Annotated in this window: 22 protein-coding genes; 6 read left to right on the top strand and 16 right to left on the bottom strand. The window is 31.1% G+C overall.

Translation table 11 applies throughout. From position 1 onward, the window contains the following. The 4 genes from ACKTTR_RS05915 to ACKTTR_RS05900 are packed head-to-tail and all read right to left on the bottom strand — an operon-like array spanning position 1 to position 2389. Positions 1 to 288: a 2TM domain-containing protein gene (locus tag ACKTTR_RS05915; RefSeq protein ID WP_408026953.1), complete on the bottom strand. Its 288-nt coding sequence runs from the start codon at positions 286 to 288 to the stop codon at positions 1 to 3. After that, positions 278 to 574 (bottom strand): 2TM domain-containing protein, encoded by a 297-nt coding sequence (locus tag ACKTTR_RS05910; RefSeq protein ID WP_408026952.1) that lies wholly within the window; start codon positions 572 to 574, stop codon positions 278 to 280. The genes ACKTTR_RS05915 and ACKTTR_RS05910 overlap by 11 nt, the downstream gene beginning before the upstream one ends. A gap of 1 nt (position 575) precedes the next feature. Next, the gene (locus ACKTTR_RS05905) at positions 576 to 1931 is read right to left on the bottom strand and encodes a 2TM domain-containing protein (RefSeq protein ID WP_408026951.1); all 1356 of its coding nucleotides are present in this window, start codon (positions 1929 to 1931) and stop codon (positions 576 to 578) included. Between the two features lie 41 nt (positions 1932 to 1972). Beyond that, a complete protein-coding gene (locus ACKTTR_RS05900) occupies positions 1973 to 2389 on the bottom strand; it encodes a DUF2141 domain-containing protein (protein ID WP_408026950.1) in 417 nt (138 codons plus the stop codon). Positions 2390 to 2539: 150 nt separating this feature from the next. Here ACKTTR_RS05900 and ACKTTR_RS05895 point away from each other — a divergent pair, with 150 nt between their 5' ends. The 3 genes from ACKTTR_RS05895 (at position 2540) to ACKTTR_RS05885 (ending at position 4217) form a co-directional block, all read left to right on the top strand. Next, positions 2540 to 3034, top strand: coding sequence for an RNA polymerase sigma factor (locus ACKTTR_RS05895; protein ID WP_408026949.1), 495 nt, complete (start codon positions 2540 to 2542; stop codon positions 3032 to 3034). 6 nt (positions 3035 to 3040) lie between these two features. After that, positions 3041 to 3655 carry a hypothetical protein gene (locus ACKTTR_RS05890; RefSeq protein ID WP_408026948.1) on the top strand — a complete coding sequence of 205 codons (615 nt, stop codon included), beginning with the start codon at positions 3041 to 3043 and terminating at the stop codon, positions 3653 to 3655. 79 nt (positions 3656 to 3734) lie between these two features. Next, positions 3735 to 4217 carry a hypothetical protein gene (locus ACKTTR_RS05885; protein ID WP_408026947.1) on the top strand — a complete coding sequence of 161 codons (483 nt, stop codon included), beginning with the start codon at positions 3735 to 3737 and terminating at the stop codon, positions 4215 to 4217. On the opposite strand, the gene ACKTTR_RS05880 is transcribed toward ACKTTR_RS05885, so the two are convergent. Then, entirely contained in the window at positions 4214 to 5236 is a 1023-nt protein-coding gene (locus ACKTTR_RS05880; protein WP_408026946.1) for a threonine aldolase family protein, read from the bottom strand. The two genes, ACKTTR_RS05885 and ACKTTR_RS05880, sit on opposite strands and share 4 nt — an antisense overlap. A gap of 36 nt (positions 5237 to 5272) precedes the next feature. Here ACKTTR_RS05880 and prfB point away from each other — a divergent pair, with 36 nt between their 5' ends. The 3 genes from prfB (at position 5273) to ACKTTR_RS05865 (ending at position 9674) form a co-directional block, all read left to right on the top strand. Further along, entirely contained in the window at positions 5273 to 6367 is a 1095-nt protein-coding gene (gene prfB, locus ACKTTR_RS05875; protein WP_408026945.1) for a peptide chain release factor 2, read from the top strand. Positions 6368 to 6386: 19 nt separating this feature from the next. Next, positions 6387 to 6728 carry an arsenate reductase (glutaredoxin) gene (gene arsC / locus ACKTTR_RS05870; RefSeq protein ID WP_408026944.1) on the top strand — a complete coding sequence of 114 codons (342 nt, stop codon included), beginning with the start codon at positions 6387 to 6389 and terminating at the stop codon, positions 6726 to 6728. Between the two features lie 117 nt (positions 6729 to 6845). Further along, complete coding sequence (locus tag ACKTTR_RS05865; RefSeq protein WP_408026943.1) at positions 6846 to 9674, top strand: M16 family metallopeptidase; 2829 nt, start codon at positions 6846 to 6848, stop codon at positions 9672 to 9674. Positions 9675 to 9723: 49 nt separating this feature from the next. Here the strand turns inward: ACKTTR_RS05865 and ACKTTR_RS05860 are convergent, their stop codons facing one another. The 11 genes from ACKTTR_RS05860 to ACKTTR_RS05810 form a co-directional block, all read right to left on the bottom strand. Then, positions 9724 to 10677 carry a glycosyltransferase gene (locus ACKTTR_RS05860; protein ID WP_408026942.1) on the bottom strand — a complete coding sequence of 318 codons (954 nt, stop codon included), beginning with the start codon at positions 10675 to 10677 and terminating at the stop codon, positions 9724 to 9726. Positions 10678 to 10683: 6 nt separating this feature from the next. Further along, complete coding sequence (locus tag ACKTTR_RS05855; protein WP_408026941.1) at positions 10684 to 11457, bottom strand: DUF3050 domain-containing protein; 774 nt, start codon at positions 11455 to 11457, stop codon at positions 10684 to 10686. A 71-nt stretch (positions 11458 to 11528) separates the two neighbouring features. After that, on the bottom strand, positions 11529 to 12341 hold the full coding sequence (locus ACKTTR_RS05850) for an enoyl-ACP reductase FabI (RefSeq protein WP_408026940.1): 813 nt from the start codon (positions 12339 to 12341) through the stop codon (positions 11529 to 11531). A gap of 50 nt (positions 12342 to 12391) precedes the next feature. Then, entirely contained in the window at positions 12392 to 14044 is a 1653-nt protein-coding gene (gene recN, locus ACKTTR_RS05845) for a DNA repair protein RecN (RefSeq protein ID WP_408026939.1), read from the bottom strand. A gap of 127 nt (positions 14045 to 14171) precedes the next feature. Further along, positions 14172 to 15062, bottom strand: a complete 891-nt coding sequence (porD, locus tag ACKTTR_RS05840; RefSeq protein ID WP_408026938.1) for a type IX secretion system protein PorD — start codon at positions 15060 to 15062, stop codon at positions 14172 to 14174. Then, positions 15055 to 16266 (bottom strand): bifunctional phosphopantothenoylcysteine decarboxylase/phosphopantothenate--cysteine ligase CoaBC, encoded by a 1212-nt coding sequence (gene coaBC, locus ACKTTR_RS05835; protein ID WP_408026937.1) that lies wholly within the window; start codon positions 16264 to 16266, stop codon positions 15055 to 15057. Before coaBC ends, porD begins: the two co-directional genes overlap by 8 nt. Position 16267: 1 nt before the next feature. Next, the gene (locus tag ACKTTR_RS05830; protein ID WP_408026936.1) at positions 16268 to 16588 is read right to left on the bottom strand and encodes a DNA-directed RNA polymerase subunit omega; all 321 of its coding nucleotides are present in this window, start codon (positions 16586 to 16588) and stop codon (positions 16268 to 16270) included. Positions 16589 to 16591: 3 nt separating this feature from the next. Beyond that, positions 16592 to 17404, bottom strand: a complete 813-nt coding sequence (locus ACKTTR_RS05825; protein ID WP_408026935.1) for an outer membrane protein assembly factor BamD — start codon at positions 17402 to 17404, stop codon at positions 16592 to 16594. A gap of 131 nt (positions 17405 to 17535) precedes the next feature. Next, a complete protein-coding gene (locus ACKTTR_RS05820) occupies positions 17536 to 18051 on the bottom strand; it encodes a ferritin (protein ID WP_099216412.1) in 516 nt (171 codons plus the stop codon). A gap of 99 nt (positions 18052 to 18150) precedes the next feature. Next, complete coding sequence (dapA, locus tag ACKTTR_RS05815; RefSeq protein WP_408026934.1) at positions 18151 to 19026, bottom strand: 4-hydroxy-tetrahydrodipicolinate synthase; 876 nt, start codon at positions 19024 to 19026, stop codon at positions 18151 to 18153. Beyond that, complete coding sequence (locus ACKTTR_RS05810; RefSeq protein ID WP_408026933.1) at positions 19026 to 19538, bottom strand: DUF6913 domain-containing protein; 513 nt, start codon at positions 19536 to 19538, stop codon at positions 19026 to 19028. Before ACKTTR_RS05810 ends, dapA begins: the two co-directional genes overlap by 1 nt. Between the last annotated feature and the right edge of the window lie 10 nt (positions 19539 to 19548).

The raw sequence follows: 19548 nt of genomic DNA, 5'->3' as shown, positions 1-19548 counted from the left end.
CTAATCCTTTTTATTTAGGTATTCGTTTATCTTTTTCTCCTCCCAATCTTTTCCAAAACCTAATGCATTGACTCCAAAAACTAGCATCCAATGAATAAAAGTAACTAGTACTATTCCTATAACTGGAAACCAAAACCAGTGATAATAAGGTGAGAATTTTAAATTCACTAAAACAATAATAATTACTGAAATTATGTTTACTAAAACATGAGCATAAAACCCTTTAACCTGTTTTACTTTCTTTTTTGCTTCTAAATACTTTTTCTCTTCTGTATAATTATTTTCCATTGTTATTATTTTCTAAAAATTCTTTAATCTTACGTTCTTCCCAATCTTTCCCTAAACCTATTTTATCTATTCCGAAAATCCCAAACCAATGAAAAAACACACCTATTAACATTCCTATTATTGGGTAGTAAAACCAATGGTAACTAGGTACAAACTTTAAGTTTATAAAAATTAAAACTGGTATAATTAATAAGGTTACTATAAGATGAATGTAAAACCCTTTGATTTTTTCTACTTTCTTTTTTGCCTTTGCGTATTTGTATTCAATTCTATAATCTTTTTCCATTTTACTTATAGTTTTTATCATCATCCATCAATTCTTTAATCTTGCGTTCTTCCCAATTTTTCCCCAAGAATAAATTGTAATTATTTACTTCTAGGTAATGAAAAAACAACCCTATTCCCCAACCTATCATTGGAAACCAAAACCATTGGAACTTTGAATATGTTTTGAGATTTATAAATATTAAAAAAGGGATAACTATACAGTACGAAACTAAATTTTGATAAAACTCTTTTAGTTTTTCTACCTTTTCTACTGCTTTTACGTAATTACTGTTTTCTAGACTCTTTGTATCCATAATACTATTTTTTATATTAATTAACAGTGGTAAACACACTGTAAATGTTTTATTGTTATTAACTATTTGAACGTTTCTATCGGTTATTAAACCATAACGATCTGCTATATTTCTTAATCCTACTTTTGTACTTTTACCTATAGCCTCTTTCGGATTAATGTTATTTTGAATTTTTAAAAAACCATCTTCTTCAAAAATTTTTACTTCTAATGGTTTGGTAGATGAAACTACATTATGCTTCACTGCATTTTCTAATAATAATTGAAGAGATAATGGAACTATTTTTAAATCTGGGTTACTTACTTCTTCTGGTATATTAAATTGTACAGCTTCTTCAAAACGCATTTGTAATAATTCCATATACGTCTTAGCAAATTGTAATTCTTCTTGTATAGGTACTAATTCTTTATTTCGTTGCTCTAATACATACCTATATACTTTAGATAATTTTGTAGTAAATTTTTCTGCTTGCTTTGGATTTTCACTTATTAAAGAGGTTAATACATTTAAACTATTAAATAAAAAATGCGGATCTATCTGACTTTTTAAAGTTTCAAATTTTGCCGTTTCAGTTTTGGCTACTATTTCATGTTGTGTTGTTTCTTGTTTTACAGAGGCCTTCCAGTTTACCATAAAACCTTTTGCATGGAAAAACACAGCGATGGCTAATGAAAGTATGATTGCAAATAAATGCATCCATAAAAACTGACCTCTAAAAAAGTTATCTATGTTGTTATTAAAAATAACAAAGTATTGTACATAATGGATTAATAATACCGCCACTATAGTGTAGCTTATTGTTGTTATGATACCTGCCCAAACTCGTTGATTAGTTTGTGAAACCCAGTCCCATCTTTCACTTAAATAGTCATTAATAACTCCATTACCTAGTCCCAACACAAAAGAATACATTGCAGAAAACAAAAACACCAATCCGGCTTCTTTTATCGTAAATGCCTGATTTATTAAAGTAAAAACAACTCCAAAAATGATTGTTAATTTTAAGCAAATCCAAATATCATTTTTTAGGTTTTTAACTATTTTTTTTGATGATGCCTTCATTTGTATTGTTAGTTTACTCTTGGAAGTTATATATCTTTTTGCTAAAATTTAATATCGAAAGATACATTTTTATCCTCAACTAAGAATTTTGCTTCTTCAAATTGAGGAGGTCCAAAACGAGACAATTTATTGTTTGATGCTCCATAATCTTCCAAAGGCATTCCATTAGGCTCAAAATCCATTTTATTATTATTATTTGCGTCATGAAAACAAATTATAGCATACTCACCAGTTGGAATGTTTTCAAAAATCACAGTACTTTTTCCTTCTTTAATTACTGATTCTTTCGCTTGTAACGGTTCTTTTCTAAAATTCTCTTTAATATATAAAGCAAATTTTACTTTTCCTTTGTCAGAAGTGACATTCACAACTGTTGCTGTAACTGTTTTGTTTTGAGCTGAAACTGTTTTAACTGTAAATAAAACTGCTATAACAAAAATGTGTATTAAGATTTTCATTGTGTTATTTTTATGGTTAATTATGACACAAATATTCATTAGATGCTTTATTTCTAAAATAAAAATAAACTGAATTGTATTATTTTTAGGATGAGTTGTAACAATTTGTATTTTTGAGCTACTTATAACATAACAACTCTACTGAACTTAGTGAAAAAAGAATTAGAAAATAAATTTTTAACTGATTTCGAAGCCAATCAAAACATTGTGCATAAGGTATGTAGGATTTATACTACAAACCAAGAAGCACACAACGATTTGTTTCAAGAAATCACCATTCAGTTGTGGAAAAACTATAGTAAATTTAGAGGCGATGCAAAGTTTAGCACATGGATGTATAGAGTAGCGTTGAATACTGCTATTTCTTTATACAGAAAATCAACAAGAAGTATAAAAACACAAGATTTTACAGACTATTCTTTTAAAATTAAAGCAGAAGAGTATGATGATACTGAAGAAGTACAGTTAAAAGCTTTGTATGATGCTATTCGTAAGTTAAACGATATTGATAAAGCACTAATTTTTTTATATCTAGAAGATAAACCCTATAAAGAAATTTCTGAAACTTTAGGTATTAGTGAGGTAAATGCTCGTGTAAAAATGAATAGAGCTAAAGATAAATTAAAAAAAGTATTAAACCCATAGTTATAAATGGATTTAGATTTAGATAAATATAAAAAGGCTTGGGGTAATCAGTCAGAAGAAACTAACAAAGTTTCTAAGGTTGATATTTATAGAATGGCACATTCCAAGTCATCATCAATAGTAAAATGGATTTTTATTATTGGCCTTTTAGAGTTCGTCTTTTTGAATTCTCTATATTTTGTTTTTGATATGGAAGAAGCTTATAACGAGTACAAACAACTTGGACTTTATAACTTCATGATTTACTCACAATTTGTTCTTTATCCAATATTATTCTATTTTTTGATTAAGTTTTATTTAAACTATAAAAGTATATCGGTAGTCGATTCTACTAAGACTTTAATGAATAAAATTATTAAAACAAGAAAAACTGTAAAACACTACGTTTTATTTAACTTGCTATATGTGTTTATTTTTGGAATTATTGTTGCCATTGCAGCTTTAAAAACTCATCCAGAATTTAATTCTCAGCAAGTTTTAATTTCAATAATTGTTACTGTAATAACATTAATAATTATGCTTATAATTATATGGTGCTTTTATCAACTTTTATATGGAATTTTACTTAGAAAGCTCAACAAAAACTACAAAGAGTTAGCTAAACTTGAAGAGCTAAACTAAAAACACTAACTTTTTTGTAAACTTCTCTTAACATTTTATGATGACTATTCATTATATTAGCTGAGCTAACTATTTATTTATGAGAAGATTATTATTCTTAAGCTTTTTTCTTTATTCTGCCATAGCTTTCACTCAGGAGGATACTTTTTGGGATAATGTTCGCTTTGGAGGCGGAATTGGTTTTGGTTTTGGCTCTAACAACACTACTCTTTCCATATCCCCAGCTGCTGTATATGATTTTAATGATAGTTTTTCTCTAGGTATGGGTATAGGATACTCTTATAATAAAAACGATTCTTTCAAATCAAATATTATCAGTCCAAACATTTTTATTTTATATAGGCCCATTAGAGAAATAGAACTTTCTTCAGATCTACAACAAATGTATGTTCATAGAAAATCAGATTCATTCTCTGAGAAATATAATTATCCTGCACTAAACTTAGGATTTTCATATAGAATGGGTAATGTATCTTTAGGAGTACAGTATGATGTTCTATATGATAAAAATAAGAGCATATATGCTTCGGCTTTTTCTCCTATAGTAAGAGTTTTCTTTTAAAAAAACTCTCTTAATTCTTGTAATAATTTTTCATGCATCTCACTTGTATAATCTAAATGTGTTACTATACGAATTTTTCCTTCTCCCATTGAAATTAGTAATACTCCTTTATCTGCCATTTTTTTCATAAAATCATCTGGATTTATAGAATCTTCAACATAAAAAATAACAATATTTGTTTCTATAGGTTCAATTTTAGATACATACGAACATTTTTCTAAAACAGTTCCTATTTCTTTTGCTCTTTTGTGATCCTCAGCTAAACGTTCTACTTGATTGTCCAAAGCATAAATTCCTGCTGCGGCTAAAAAACCTGCTTGTCGCATTCCTCCTCCAAATAGTTTGCGTACTCGTAATGCCTTTTCCATATGAGCTTTACTTCCAACCAAAACAGAACCTACAGGAGCACCTAGTCCTTTTGATAAACAGATTGAAATCGTATCAAATAATTCTCCATACTGCTTAGGAGTTTCATTTTTAGCCACTAATGCATTAAATAAACGTGCTCCATCTAAATGATATGCTAAATCATTTGCTTTTGCTACTTTTTGAATCTTTTGTAGTTCTTCAAAATCCCAACAAGCTCCACCTCCTTTATTCGTTGTATTTTCAACACAAACTAACCTACTATACGGTGTGTGAATATCATTTCTCCCTCCTACAACACTTTCTAATTGTTCCGCAGTAAACATACCTCTGTTACCATCAATTAAACAAGAAGTTACCCCTGCATTAAAAGCAGCCCCTCCTCCTTCATAATTATATACATGTGCCCATTTATCACAAAACATTCTATCTCCTGGCTGTGTATGAATTTTTATCGCAGTTTGATTTGCCATGGTACCTGAGGGAAAAAACAATGCATCTTCCATTCCAAACATATCGGCTACTTTTTCTTGTAACAAATTAACTGTTGGATCTGCTTTAAAAACATCATCTCCTACTTTAGCGCTCATCATTGCTTCCAACATTCCTTGAGTTGGCTTTGTTACAGTATCACTTATTAAGTTTATTTCCATTTCTAACTACGATTTATAAAATGTATTTTTGCATTTATGATTACACACGAACAGCTTAAAAATATCGCTGAACGAATTGGCAAGTTAAAAGGATATTTAGAAATTGACAAGAAGTTAATTGAAATTTCAAATGAAGAAGAAAAAACTGCAAATCCTGACTTTTGGAACAATCCAAAAGAGGCTGAAGCTCTTATGAAGTCACTTCGATTTAAAAAGAAATGGGTAGAAGATTATAATACCGTTGTTTCTATGAACGACGACTTAGCCGTACTTTATGATTTTTACAAAGAGGGTGATGTTGATGAAAATGAGCTTTCGGCACAGTTTGAAAAAACAGCTACTTTTTTAGAAGATATTGAGTTTAAAAACATGCTTTCAGAAGAAGGTGATAGTTTAAGTGCTACGATACAAATTACAGCAGGTGCAGGTGGAACTGAAAGTTGCGACTGGGCAGAAATGTTAACTCGAATGTACACTATGTGGGCAGAAAAACAAAGTTACAAAATAAAGACCTTGAACTACCAAGAAGGTGATGTTGCTGGTATAAAAACAGTTACTTTAGAATTTGAAGGTGATTATGCTTTCGGATGGTTAAAAGGTGAAAATGGAGTGCATCGTTTGGTGCGTATTTCTCCTTTTGATAGCAATGCCAAACGTCATACTTCTTTTGCTTCTGTATATGTATACCCTGTAGCTGATGATTCCATCGAGATTGAAGTAAACCCAGCTGATATTGAAATTACCACAGCACGATCTAGTGGTGCTGGTGGACAAAATGTAAACAAAGTTGAAACTAAGGTTCAGCTCTTGCATAAACCTACAGGAATTCAAATTCAATGTTCTAACTCACGTTCACAGCACGATAATAGGGCTACCGCAATGCAAATGTTAAAATCGCAATTGTACGAAATTGAATTACAAAAACGTTTAGCTGCTCGTGATGAAATTGAAGCTAACAAGATGAAAAATGAATGGGGAAGCCAGATTCGTAATTACGTAATGCACCCATATAAGTTAGTTAAAGACGTACGTACCGCTCATGAAACAGGAAATGTAGATGCTGTTATGGATGGAAACATCAACCCATTTTTAAAAGCCTATTTAATGGCGATGGGGCAAAAAGAAGATTAATACAATAAAACTCTTAAAAATGATAAAAATATATCACAATCCACGTTGTTCTAAATCAAGACAAGGTTTAGAAATTTTAGAAAACTCTGGTAAAGAGTTTGAAACTGTAAAATATTTAGAAACTATTCCTTCTACTGAAGAGTTAAAAGAAGTTATTAGTCTATTAAATATTTCTCCAATCGATTTAGTTCGTAAAAATGAAAAAATTTGGAAAGAGGAGTATAAAGGAAAAGAATTATCAGATTCTGAAATCATTAAAGCAATGGTTGAAAATCCAAAATTAATCGAACGCCCTATAGTTATTAACGGAAATAAAGCTGTAGTGGGTAGACCGCCAGAAAATATAAAAGAAATTATTTAATTTTTTAAAGCTCTCAAGAAATTGGGAGCTTTTTTATTTTAACACAATTTAAATAACTAATTTTTTAGTTTATTAATAATTCACCGTAAATTGCCTACAAATTAAAATTCATATACTATGAAAAAAACATTATTAGGACTATCCCTGGCCTTCTTTATATCTACAGGGTATAGTCAAGCTTTAAAAGAAACACAACAAAAGCTACCCAAAAAAGGAAAAGTAAGTGCTATGAAAATCCCAACCGATCCTTCGGTTAAGATAGGAAAACTATCAAATGGGATGACCTACTACATCAAACAAAACCCAAAACCAGCTAACAAAGTAGAATTAAGATTAGTTGTAAATGCGGGTTCAATTTTAGAAGATGATGATCAATTAGGATTAGCTCACTTCATGGAACACATGAACTTTAATGGTACCAAAAACTTTAAAAAGAACGAACTAGTAGATTATCTACAATCTATCGGGGTTAAATTTGGTGCCCACTTAAACGCATACACTGGTTTTGATGAAACTGTATACATTTTACCTATTCCAAGTGACGATAAAGAAAAACTTGAAAAAGGTTTTCAAATTCTTGAAGATTGGGCACACGGTGCTCTTTTAGAAGGAAAAGATATTGATGAAGAACGTGGTGTAGTTTTAGAGGAATACCGTTCTCGTAGAGGAGCTGATAGCCGCATGTTAGAAAAATACTTACCAAAAGTAATGCATGGTTCTAAATATGCTGAAAGATTGCCTATTGGTACTAAAGAAAATTTAGAAAACTTTAAACATGAAAGTATTCGCCGTTTTCATAAAGATTGGTATCGTCCAGATTTAATGGCTGTAGTAGCTGTAGGTGATGTTAGTGTTGATGTGTTAGAAGAAAAAATCAAATCACACTTTAATAAAATACCTGCTGTTAAAAATCCTCGTAAAAGAGAAGTTTCTCCTTTAAAAAATCACAAGGAAACTTTCATCGCAATTGAAGCTGATAAAGAAGCTCCTTTTTCTAGTGTTCAATTAATGTACAAAGATTATGATGAGGCTACACCAGATGTTACTATTACTGATTATAGAAACTCAATTGTTAAATCATTATTTGCTCAGATGATTAACAATCGTTTAGATGAGTTACGTAATAGCGAAAAACCACCTTTTGTATACGGATTTAGTTATCATGGCGGAACTTGGGCTCGCGGTAAAGAAGCTTACCAATCAAGAGCTGGTGTAAGTGCTGACGGACAATTAAAAGGTTTGCAAGCTTTATTAGATGAAAGCGAGCGTGTTAAAAGATATGGTTTCCAACAAGGTGAATTAGATCGAGCAAAAATGAATGTTTCTGCTCGTATGGAAAAAGCGTTTAAAGACAAAGATAAAAGAGAATCTAGAAGAATAGTTGGCGAATATGTAAACAACTACTTAGAACAAGAGCCAATTCCTGGTATTGAATGGGAGTACAAAGCTCATCAAATGCTATTACCTTCGGTAAAACTAGAAGAAGTAAATAAGCTTATTGAAAGTTATTTACATGATGACAATCGTGTAGTTGTTATTACAGGACCTAAAAAAGTTGTTACTAAACAACAAGTTATTGATGCTTTAAACAATGTTAAAACAAAAGAGTTAAAACCTTATGAAGACAAAGCTGTTGCAGCTTCATTAATAACAAAACAACCAACACCTGGATCTATAGTAAACGTTACTGAAAATAAAAATTTAGGAACAAAAACTATGACCTTAAGTAATGGAGCAAAGGTTACCTATAAGAAAACCGATTTTAAAAATGATGAAGTATTATTTGAAGCTTTTAGCTTTGGAGGAACTTCTTTATACTCTGATAAAGAATTAAAAGCCACTTCTTTTGCTAACAGAGGACTTTCTGAAGCTGGAATTAATGGTTTTTCTAAAACAGATTTATCTAAAATGATGTCAGGTAAAATTGTTCGTGTTTCTCCTTATATTTCTGGATTAAGTGAAGGTTTTAGAGGTTCTGCAACTCCTAAAGACTTAGAAGAGTTATTCCAAATGGTGCATTTATACTTTACTTCTTTAAATAAAGATGAAAAAGCGTTTAACTCCTATGTAAATAAGCAAAAAAGCTTCTTAGGAAACCTATTAGCTAGTCCTAATTTCTTCTTCCAAAAAGAAATGAGTGAGTTTGTTTACGGAAAAGACCCTCGTTATACCGGGTTCCCTTCTCCTGAAAAATATGAGAATGCTGATTACAACTTAGCGTATAAAAAATACCAAGAACGTTTTGCTGACGCGGGTGATTTCAACTTCTATTTTGTTGGTAATGTTGACGAAAAGAAACTTGCTGAGTACGCAACTAAATATATTGCAGGTTTACCAGGGAAAAATTCAAATGAAACATATAAGGTTTCAGATTTCAGACCTTTATCTGGTTCTCATTCTAAAATAGTTACTAAAGGTAAAGATCCTAAAAGTAATGTTCGTATTACCTATCAAGGAAAAGCTAAATACAACAAAAAAGATGCTTTGGCTTTTAAAATCTTAGGTGAAGTTGTTGGAATTAAATTAACAGAAAAATTACGTGAGCAAGAAGGTGGTGTATACTCTTCAAGAACTCGTGGTAGCATTTCTAAAATGCCTTACGGGTGGTATAACTTTACGATTTCATACCCTTGTGCTCCTGAAAATGTTGAAAAACTAAAAAACATTTCTGTTGCTGAAGTTGCTTCTGTTGTTAAAAACGGACCAACTGAAGAAGATTTAATGAAAGCTCAAAAGGGAATGATTGCTGACTACAAAGAAGACCTTAAAAAGAATCGTTTTTGGTTAAATACTATTAAAAATGTAGATTATCAAAACAACGATGTTTCTGACATAGCCTCTTTTGAAGACAGAGTAAATTCTTTAACAAAAAAAGATATTCAGAAAGTAGCTAAGAAATATTTAACTAACGGATATATCTTAGGTATTTTAAATCCTGAAAAATAATTTTAAATAAATTATAACTAGTAAAAGCTCTCAAGAAATTGGGAGCTTTTTATTTTTTTAGAAACCTGGATTCAAGAAAACCAAGACCGTAACCATAAAACTGAGTGATGGTTGTAACAACACTCAACAAAGCTACTTTTAGATTTTTATTTTGTAGTAGAGAATCTAAAAAAATACAGGTAAAGTAAATTCCGTAAAAAGTTAAGAGCTGCCAGTACCAAAAAAATGCTGCTATGATCGCAAAATCAATCCCAATAATAAATAAACTCGGAAACCAATACGTTAATTTTGTCGTTTCTGGATATTTTTTATTCAATATAGGTCTTGCAGTACCAAAAGCAAACGTTTGCTTAAAAAACTGTTTTATTGTACTTCTACGTTTATGATATACAAACGCTTTATTTATTAACTGTGTTTCAAAACCGTTTTCCCATAAACGGAAAGTTAAATCGATATCTTCACCTACTTTGAGATTATCAAAACCTTTTGTCTTACTAAAAGCTATCTGCGATAGCCCTAAGTTAAAACTTCGAGGCTGAAACTTTCCTACAGCCTTTTTCTTTCCTCTAATGCCTCCTGTTGTTAGTACTGAAGTCATTGAATAATTTATTGCTTTTTGTAAAGCTGTAAAACTGGGATGTGCAGCATCTGGACCTCCAAAAGCATCCGTATAATTATATTCTAATGCTTTTTTTACTTCGGAAAGATACTGTGGCGGAACAATAACATCAGAATCTAAAATAATAAAATAGTTTCCTGATGCTCTTTCCATTCCATAATTACGGCTTGCTCCTGCTCCACTATTATCTTTATAAAAGTAATTTAGATTAAGTTTTGAAGTATATTTTTTTACTACTTCTTCGGATGAGTTTTCTGAACCATCTTCAATAATAAGCACCTCAAAGTCGTCTTGAAAATCTTGTTTTGTTAAGCTTTCTAACAACTCATCAATCTCTTGTGGTCGATTATAAACAGGTACTATTATTGAAAACTTCAAGTCCATTATAATTTAAACTCTTTGTTTAATTTGTTGAGCTATCCCATCCCAAAGTTGTATTCTTTTCTGTAAAGATTGCTTAGCATAAAACAACACATCATCCCATTTTTGTTGATCCTCTCCACACAACTCTTCTATCATTTGTAACGACAACGGTCCATGTTCATCACCATCGAGTTCTATATGCCTGTTTAAGTAATATGTAAGTTTACTATAAGAATTTCCTTCTTTCTCTTCAGTATTTTTAACTATCTCTAAAAACATATCTGGTATTACATCTTCTCTACCGAAGGTAAAGCTTGATGCAATAATATGTGGTTCTCCTGTTTTTATAACCTCAAAAGAAAAGTTTACAAAATCTTTTACTTCTGCAATAATTGAACAGTTTTGAATTGCTTGCTCAACAGATTTTCCATCAATAATTTCTGAAATAAAACTTGAAATTTGTGCAATATTAGCTCCAGCTTGACGCATCGCATCAATATACATTTCAAAGTGACTTTTAGGCTCTCCGAATTCATTAACATCAGTTTCTTCACCTAAAACAATTTCATTGATAAATCGAGCTGTTTTGGTATTCACAGCTGGTAACCAAGGTAAATTCACACAAGTAAGTTCTCGTTGTAACGCTTTTAACAACGACATAAAATCCCACACAGCAAACACATGCGATTCCATAAATAATTTTACATCATTTATATCATTTAACGAATTGTATAATTCATGTTCTTTTAGCTGCTGTCTTAACGGTGCTAACTCTTTTTCTATGTGTAAAATATTGCTCATTTTATAACTATCAATAAAAAATGCAAATCTAACGATTTGCATTTTATCTATATTCTATTTCACTAAAGATCTTACTCTTCAGTAAACCTTTCCATTACTGCATCACTTACTCCCATGTTAGAGAAACCTCCATCGTGGAATAAGTTTTGTAAGGTTACTTTCTTTGTTAAATCAGAGAATAATGAAATTGTATAATCAGCACATTCTAATGCTGTTGCATTTCCTAATGGCGACATTTTTTCAGCATAAGAAATAAATCCATCAAATCCTTTTACTCCTTGACCTGCTGTTGTTGGAGTTGGGGATTGAGAAATTGTGTTTACACGCACTTTATGATCTCTTCCGAAGAAATATCCAAAACTACGAGCGATACTCTCTAAATACGCTTTATTATCAGCCATATCGTTATAATCTGGAAATACACGTTGTGCTGCCATATAAGTTAATGCAACAATACTTCCCCACTCATTCATGGCTTGTTTGTTATATAAAACGTTCATTACTTTATGAAAAGATACTGCAGAAACATCCCATCCTTTTGTTGTAAAATCGTAATTCTGATCTGTATAGTGTTTTCCTTTACGTACATTTACTGACATACCGATAGAGTGTAAAACGAAATCGATTTTACCTCCTAAAATCTCCATAGACTTTTCAACTAAATTGTTTAAATCATCCATAGAAGTTGCGTCAGCAGGAATAATTTCTGATCCTGTCTTGGCTGCTAAGTCTTTAATACCTCCCATACGCATAGCGATTGGTGCGTTGGTTAATACAAACTCTGCTCCTTCTTCATGAGCACGTTCAGCAACTTTCCATGCAATAGAATTCTCATCTAATGCTCCAAAAATAATACCTTTTTTTCCTTTTAATAAATTATACATATTTAAAATATTTTAGTCTATCGTTGTTTGTTCTGAAAGCAAATATACTCTTAATTTAATAATTCTTTTGCATGAGTTAAAGCACTTTCAGAAACGTCTTTTCCACTTAACATCTCTGCTATTTCTCTAATACGTTCGTCTTCTGACAATAACTTTAAATTAGAGGTTGTTACTCCTTTTTCCTCTCCTTTGAACACTTTATAGTGCTGTACTCCTTTTGAAGCTATTTGAGGTAAATGTGTTATGGTTATTACCTGCATATGAGCACTCATATCTTGCATTATTTTTGCAATTTTATTAGATACTTCTCCTGAAACTCCAGTATCAATCTCATCAAAAATAATGGTAGGCAATTGTATGTTTTCTGATAATATTTTTTTAATCGATAACATAATTCGAGATAATTCTCCACCTGATGCTACCTTTTTCAATTCTCCAAAATTACCTCCTTTATTTGCTGAGAATAAAAATTGTAAATTGTCTTTTCCGTTTGATAAATATTCTTCAGATGATAGTAATTCAATAGCAAAACGAGCATTTGGCATTCCTAATTCTGACAAAAGATATTCTAATTCTTTTTTCAACTTCGGAATTATTTTATTTCTCGAAGTAGTAATCATCTTCGCTACTTCATCTAACTTTTTAGCTACATCTTTAATTTCACCTTCTTTTTGAGCCACTATTCCTCCAGCATCTTCAACCTGTGCTACTTTTTCTGCTAGCGACACATGAATTTCTTGCAATTCATTTATAGTTGATACTGAATGCTTTTTTTGAAGATTGTAAATAAGTTGCAACCTATCATTTAACTCTTCAATTTCATTCGGATTGAATTCAACTTCTTCATTTGCACTTTCTAACTCGGTAACTACATCATCTAACTCAATTTTCACACTTGTTACACGGTTGGCTAATTCTTCGTACTGTTTTGAAAAAGAACTAATTTTTTGCAGTTTACTCTCTAAAGAGTTTAGCAAAGTTTGAATACCTATTTCTTCATTAATAGAAATACCTAAAGATTCAGATAAATTCAACTTTATTTCTTCAATATTGTTTAATTTATCTAACTTTTCTTCTAAAACTTCTTGTTCTCCATCTTTTAAGTTAGCTTCTTCAAACTCATTAAACAAATGTAAATTGTACTCATACTGTTCTTTCGATTTCTCAGTTTCTTCTTGAAGTACTTTCAGCTCTTTTCGTAATTTGTTATACGTACGTAAACCTCTTTTATACGATGCTATTTTTGCTTGATTTTTTGCTAAGGCATCAATAACAGCAAACTGAAAAGATACATCTGATAATTGCAAAGTTTGATGCTGAGAATGAATATCAATTAGCTTTGTTTTTAAAGCATTTAATACCGATAAAGTTACTGGTGTATCATTAACAAAAGCCCTTGACTTACCAGAAGGCAAAATTTCTCTTCGAATGATTGTTTCTTGTTCATAATCGAGATCTAACTCTTCAAACAATTCTTGTAAAGCGTATCCTTCTACCGAAAATTGAGCTTCAATAACACATTTTTTTTCAGTGTCTTTTAATGAAGATAAATCAGCGCGATTACCCATTACTAGCCCTAAAGCTCCTAATAAAATGGATTTCCCCGCTCCTGTTTCACCTGTTATGATAGATAAACCGTTCGTAAAATCAATCGTTAACTTATTGATTAACGCATAATTATGTATAGATAATTGTGTAAGCAAATTCTATTCTTTTGTAAAGAATAAAAGTAAGGATTTTGAATGAATTAAGTCAAGCTAAAACAAAGGAAGTCTATTGATTTTTCAACAGCTTATAAACGTTACATTTAGGCCTTTAACAAGTCTAATTTTACTGTAAATTTTTCCACTTATCTTTATAAGTGGGAGCTATTTTATTTAAAACTGTTATCATTTGTGATTGATTTCTCGAAGTAACTCCATCAGAAAAAACATTTACTATTTCATCTCCTTTAGCGTCTAAGAAAACACGAATCATATAATTACCTATGGTAATATTATGCATCTTATCTAAGTCTAAAACACTTTTTTCAATAGCTTCTTTAGCTGAATTTTTATTATCAGCAAAGTTATCAAAACCGTTACGATGATAATTGTAATAAATGCTACGTAAAGTACTAAATTTAGAAGAAAGGAAATTATCTATCAAAGCAAAACGGTTTTGTTTCCCTACTTGATTTTGCCAACCAGATTCTCCATTAGATTGCGCTAACAACATAATATTTTCTGCTTGTTTTAAATAAGTCTCTCCTCCTTTTAAAGCAAAGGTATCTGCATCAACTCCTAATATTGTATACACATAGAAAGCAATTGTGGAGATTAAATTTGACTCGTAAACTGTTGGGTTATAAATCAACGGATCAAACTCATTGTAACGAAAGTTAAAGTTTGTATCATTAATATTTAAAACAGGAGTTGCATAGGTTGAGTTATATACGGGTCTTGTTGATTGTACTTGTAAAGTACCAGAAAAGTTACTTCCGTTTTGTTCGTTTATAATGATATTGAATGCGCAGTTAATTCGTTCTTGTTGCTTAAAGTTTCTATTCGTCCATTGTTTATCATTAATAAACTCTGTTAATGCTTTTTGTAACGTTTGATAAACTTGCTTGTTACTACTTTGTACTTTATCTGAATTGATAATTACAGTAGCATTCAACTCTTGCGAATAAGAAGAAAAAGTAACTGAAAGAAGAAAAACTATAAAGAAAAACTTACGCATTTAATTTTTGTATTATTTCGTTAACGATATCTTTTGATACTGCTGTTTTCGACTTTAAATCAAATGATTTTTCATTAAAATCAGCATCAATAATTGTAATTTTATTGGTGTCGGTTGCAAAACCAGCACCTTTATCACGTAACGAATTTAATACAATAAAATCTAAATTTTTGCGTGTAAGCTTACTTTTTGCGTTTTGTACCTCATCGTTCGTTTCTAATGCAAAACCAACTAACAACTGATTTCTCTTAATTTCTCCTAGAGATTTTAAGATATCTTTAGTAGGTTCTAACTCAATACTTAACGCTGCTTCTTTCTTTTTTATTTTTTGAGTAGCTACATTTTTTGGTCGATAGTCTGAAACTGCTGCCGATAACACAGCTATATCAACCTCAGCAAAATACTTATGACACGCTTCATACATATCTTGTGCTGACTTCACATCTATTCTATGAATAAATGAATGGTTTACTTGTTGATGAGAAGGTCCCGCTACTAAAAACACTTCTGCTCCTAAATTTGCCGCTGTTTTTGCAATTTCAAATCCCATTTTACCAGAGGAATGGTTTCCAATAAAACGAACAGGATCTATCGCTTCGTAGGTTGGACCTGCAGTAATTAGCATCTTTTTCCCACGAAGTGGTAGTTTAGATACAATATCTTTCTTTATAAAATCAACAATATCTTCTGGCTCAGCCATACGACCTTCTCCAACCAACCCGCTTGCTAATTCACCTGAAGTAGCAGGGATTAAGATATTCCCAAAACTTTGTAAGCTTTCTAAACTGTTTTTTGTTGATGGATGTTGATACATATCTAAGTCCATCGCAGGTGCAAAATATACTGGACATTTTGCTGATAAATAGGTTGCCAATAATAAATTATCGCAAGTACCATTTGTCATTTTAGACAAGGTATTTGCAGTAGCTGGTGCTATTAGCATTAAATCTGCCCACAAACCTAAATCTACATGATTATTCCACAATTCATTTTCATCTTCTTTATCATAAAAAGTAGAATGAACTGGATTTTTTGATAAGGTGGAAAGTGTAAGAGGTGTTATAAAATCTTTAGACGCAGGAGTCATAATTACTTTGACTTCTGCGCCCGATTTTATAAATAAGCGAACTAAGTTCGCTGTTTTGTATGCCGCTATACCGGCGGTAACACCAAGTAAAACTTTTTTACCGCTTAGTACAGACATATTATTTTGTCTCTGGAGTTCTATAATATACCTTACCGTTTAACCACTCTTCTACTGCAATAGCATGTGGTTTAGGTAAACGCTCATAAAATTTAGAAACCTCGATTTGCTCTTTGTTTTCAAAAACTTCTTCTAAACTATCATTGTAAGTAGCAAACTCATCTAACTTATCAACTAATTCCTTTTTTAAATCAGAATTAATTTGTGTAGCTCTCTTTGCTATGATAGAAATAGCTTCATAAATATTATGTGTTGGAGCCTCGATAGCTTCTTTGTTATAAGTTACGGTACTTAACGGCGCTTTCGTTTCTTTATAATCCATTTTTTAACTTTTAGCTAATTGTTCTTGTTCTTTGTTTAATGTTGCTAACATTTCGTTTGATTCTTCCATGAATTTTGATTCAGGAAAATTTCTTTTTAACTTATCGTACGCTTTAACTGCTTCTTTAATTCTTTCTGCTTTTCTACGTTGCGTACTTTTAATTGCAAAATCATGTGCTGCTTTTAAACGGTAGTACAAAGCTTCTTCTTTATACTTAGTTCCTAAATAATCTTCTAATAAATTATCAAAAGCAACGATTGCTGCTTTGTAATTTCTAGAATCATAGTCTGCAGTTTTATAATATGTTTTTGCTATCTCAAAAGATTTCTTTTCTAGTTTTGCTCTTAATTCGGCATGATACTTGTTAGCCTCTTCTATCTTATCTGAATCTGGATAATTATCCATAAACTTCTGAAAGGCTTCTAATGCTTTGTTTGTATCTGTTGGATCTAAACTAAAGCTTGGTGCTGCTTTGTAATAACTTAAAGCTGATAAAAAAGCAGCCTCTTCTCTTTTTGAACTTTTAGGGTAATTTCCTGTAAATCTATTAAAGTAATATCCTGCTAACCCGTAATTTTTCTCATTAAAGTTAGATTGAGAAACCATAAATTGAATACGCTCCATTTGAGGTTTACCTCTGTATGAAGGTGTTATTTTTTCGAACAAACGTAAAGCTTTACCGTACTTTTGAGCTTCGTACATTTTTACAGCCATTTTGTATTGTTCTTCTACAGTTCCTTTATTCAATACTTTTTGATATTCTCCACACGAAGAAAGTACTAAAAGCATTACAGCAATATACGCTAGATTTTTCATTTTTTGCATCTGGCAAAATTAGTGATTAATTATGGATTATTAAAACGATTTTTTATCTCATAAATGAGATTTACAAGAAACTACAAAATCTGTTATAATTTTTCCAAAGAACTCCTAAATGTTTGTTAATCTTATTGCTGAGCTCCAGCGGCAGATTGTGCTACTATTTGCTTTACATCGTTATCAAATAAATACAATCCTCCTTTATCATCTCCAATTAAGTTGATCTTATCTAAAATGTTGCGTGCCAATGCTTCTTCTTCTATTTGTTCAGATACATACCACTGTAAAAAGTTATGTGTTGCATAGTCTTTTTCTTGTAGCGTGATATGTACTAAATCATTTATCGATTTAGATACCATTACTTCATGATCAAACAATGTTTGGAACATATCTTTAAAAGATCCAAACTTTGCCGGTGGCTCTTTTAAGTCAGAAATATGTGCATGTCCACCACGTTCATTTACAAACTTTATTAATTTTAGCATGTGCATGCGCTCTTCATCTGAATGTGCATACATAAATTGTGCTACACCTTCAAACCCTTGAATTTCTGCCCAACATGCCATAGCTAAATATACTTGTGATGACTCTGCTTCTACTCTTATTTGATCATTTAATGCCTGTTCTATTACTTTTGATAACATATTTTCTGCTTTAAAATTACTCTTTATACAAAGATGCTAAAAAAAGACTACAATAACGAAATTGTAGCCTTCTGCATTCTTTATTTTTGTTTAGACAGCTTATAGATTATCTATAAAGTCTGATATTTTTGTTTGTAGTTCTTCTGAAGCTGTTACTAATGGTAAACGTACTTCATCTAAACAAATTCCTAATTTTTGCAATACCGCTTTAATTCCTGCTGGATTGTTTTCTTCAAAAATTAGACTTACTACATCCATTAGTTTATAGTGAAGTTCGTAAGCTTCTTTTGCTTTTCCTTCTAACCCTAATTGAATCATTTTTGAAAACTCTTTTGGTAATGCTTGCCCTATTACAGAAATAACTCCTGCTCCACCTGCTAAAGTTACTCCAACAGCCAAATCATCATCACCAGAAATCACTAAAAAGTCTTCAGGCTTATCTTTTAACAACTCATAATATTGTTGTTGGTTGTTTCCCGCTTCTTTTACTGCAACTATATTTTCAAAATCTCTTGCCAATCGTAACGTTGTTGCTGGCTCCATGTTTTTTGCTGTTCTACCAGGAACATTATACATAATAATTGGCTTAGGACTCGCTAAAGAAATTGCTTTGTAATGTTGATAGAATCCTTCTTGCGTTGGTTTGCTATAGTATGGAGCTACTGATAAAATTCCGTCTATTTCCGATAGATCTAAAGATTGTAATTCTTCAACAACTGTTTGTGTATTGTTTCCTCCAACTCCTAAAACTAAAGGTAAACGTCCTTTATTTTCTTCAGCAATTACTTTAATTATTTCAACTTTTTCTTCTTTAGTAATTGTTGCACTTTCTCCAGTAGTTCCATTTATTACTAAATAGTTTGTACCGTTTTCAATATTGTAATTTACTAACTTTTTAAGTGCTTCGAAGTCTACACTTAAATCTTCATTGAAAGGAGTTACTAAAGCTACTCCAGTTCCTACAAACTTTTGCATTATATTTTATTTAAAATCGTTAGGTATTTTTTTAATTCTTGATTTAAAACAGCTTCGTTAAAACTAGCATCAGATACTACTATATCGTACAATCTATCGTCAATTTCTGCAAAACCTGCTTTAAAATCTGCTTGTGACAACAAAGTTACCATATTCGTTAATAAGTTTGACGTTTTTGTATAGTTTATGAGTAGGTCATATTTGTTTTTAACGAAATCTTTTAAATTGTCGGATTTTAAACCCGCTTTGAAACCAAAATCTTTTTCGGTAAAAAACTCTGGAGAGGGTTCCTCCTTTTTTGAGTACTCTTTACAAACTAGTACTCTTATGTCTGTTTTTTGAAAAGGAAAAATGTTTGTTAAGTTGGCTATTACTACATTTACTAAAGCTTCATTATCTAGCAATATTGCTACACTTTTAACTTTGGTTTCTTTATGAGGAATATTCTCTTTTTTTACAACTAGTTTGTCGTATGCTTTCTGAATAGATTTCTTCTTTAGGGTACTTATCATCTGTAAAAAT

Source organism: Tenacibaculum litoreum, from assembly GCF_964513915.1.
Classification (GTDB): domain Bacteria; phylum Bacteroidota; class Bacteroidia; order Flavobacteriales; family Flavobacteriaceae; genus Polaribacter; species Polaribacter litoreum.
Note: the sequence above shows the minus strand (reverse complement) of the source record. Positions and strands in the feature narration are given on the sequence as shown.

Excerpts from the sequence above, each read along its gene's own strand:
- ACKTTR_RS05915 (WP_408026953.1), bottom strand. The coding sequence starts at position 288 with ATGGAAAATAATTATACAGAAGAGAAAAAGTATTTAGAAGCAAAAAAG.
- ACKTTR_RS05910 (WP_408026952.1), bottom strand. The coding sequence starts at position 574 with ATGGAAAAAGATTATAGAATTGAATACAAATACGCAAAGGCAAAAAAG.
- ACKTTR_RS05905 (WP_408026951.1), bottom strand. The coding sequence starts at position 1,931 with ATGAAGGCATCATCAAAAAAAATAGTTAAAAACCTAAAAAATGATATT.
- ACKTTR_RS05900 (WP_408026950.1), bottom strand. The coding sequence starts at position 2,389 with ATGAAAATCTTAATACACATTTTTGTTATAGCAGTTTTATTTACAGTT.
- ACKTTR_RS05890 (WP_408026948.1), top strand. The coding sequence starts at position 3,041 with ATGGATTTAGATTTAGATAAATATAAAAAGGCTTGGGGTAATCAGTCA.
- ACKTTR_RS05885 (WP_408026947.1), top strand. The coding sequence starts at position 3,735 with ATGAGAAGATTATTATTCTTAAGCTTTTTTCTTTATTCTGCCATAGCT.
- ACKTTR_RS05880 (WP_408026946.1), bottom strand. The coding sequence starts at position 5,236 with ATGGAAATAAACTTAATAAGTGATACTGTAACAAAGCCAACTCAAGGA.
- prfB (WP_408026945.1), top strand. The coding sequence starts at position 5,273 with ATGATTACACACGAACAGCTTAAAAATATCGCTGAACGAATTGGCAAG.
- arsC (WP_408026944.1), top strand. The coding sequence starts at position 6,387 with ATGATAAAAATATATCACAATCCACGTTGTTCTAAATCAAGACAAGGT.
- ACKTTR_RS05865 (WP_408026943.1), top strand. The coding sequence starts at position 6,846 with ATGAAAAAAACATTATTAGGACTATCCCTGGCCTTCTTTATATCTACA.
- ACKTTR_RS05860 (WP_408026942.1), bottom strand. The coding sequence starts at position 10,677 with ATGGACTTGAAGTTTTCAATAATAGTACCTGTTTATAATCGACCACAA.
- ACKTTR_RS05855 (WP_408026941.1), bottom strand. The coding sequence starts at position 11,457 with ATGAGCAATATTTTACACATAGAAAAAGAGTTAGCACCGTTAAGACAG.
- ACKTTR_RS05850 (WP_408026940.1), bottom strand. The coding sequence starts at position 12,341 with ATGTATAATTTATTAAAAGGAAAAAAAGGTATTATTTTTGGAGCATTA.
- porD (WP_408026938.1), bottom strand. The coding sequence starts at position 15,062 with ATGCGTAAGTTTTTCTTTATAGTTTTTCTTCTTTCAGTTACTTTTTCT.
- coaBC (WP_408026937.1), bottom strand. The coding sequence starts at position 16,266 with ATGTCTGTACTAAGCGGTAAAAAAGTTTTACTTGGTGTTACCGCCGGT.
- ACKTTR_RS05830 (WP_408026936.1), bottom strand. The coding sequence starts at position 16,588 with ATGGATTATAAAGAAACGAAAGCGCCGTTAAGTACCGTAACTTATAAC.
- ACKTTR_RS05825 (WP_408026935.1), bottom strand. The coding sequence starts at position 17,404 with ATGAAAAATCTAGCGTATATTGCTGTAATGCTTTTAGTACTTTCTTCG.
- ACKTTR_RS05820 (WP_099216412.1), bottom strand. The coding sequence starts at position 18,051 with ATGTTATCAAAAGTAATAGAACAGGCATTAAATGATCAAATAAGAGTA.
- dapA (WP_408026934.1), bottom strand. The coding sequence starts at position 19,026 with ATGCAAAAGTTTGTAGGAACTGGAGTAGCTTTAGTAACTCCTTTCAAT.
- ACKTTR_RS05810 (WP_408026933.1), bottom strand. The coding sequence starts at position 19,538 with ATGATAAGTACCCTAAAGAAGAAATCTATTCAGAAAGCATACGACAAA.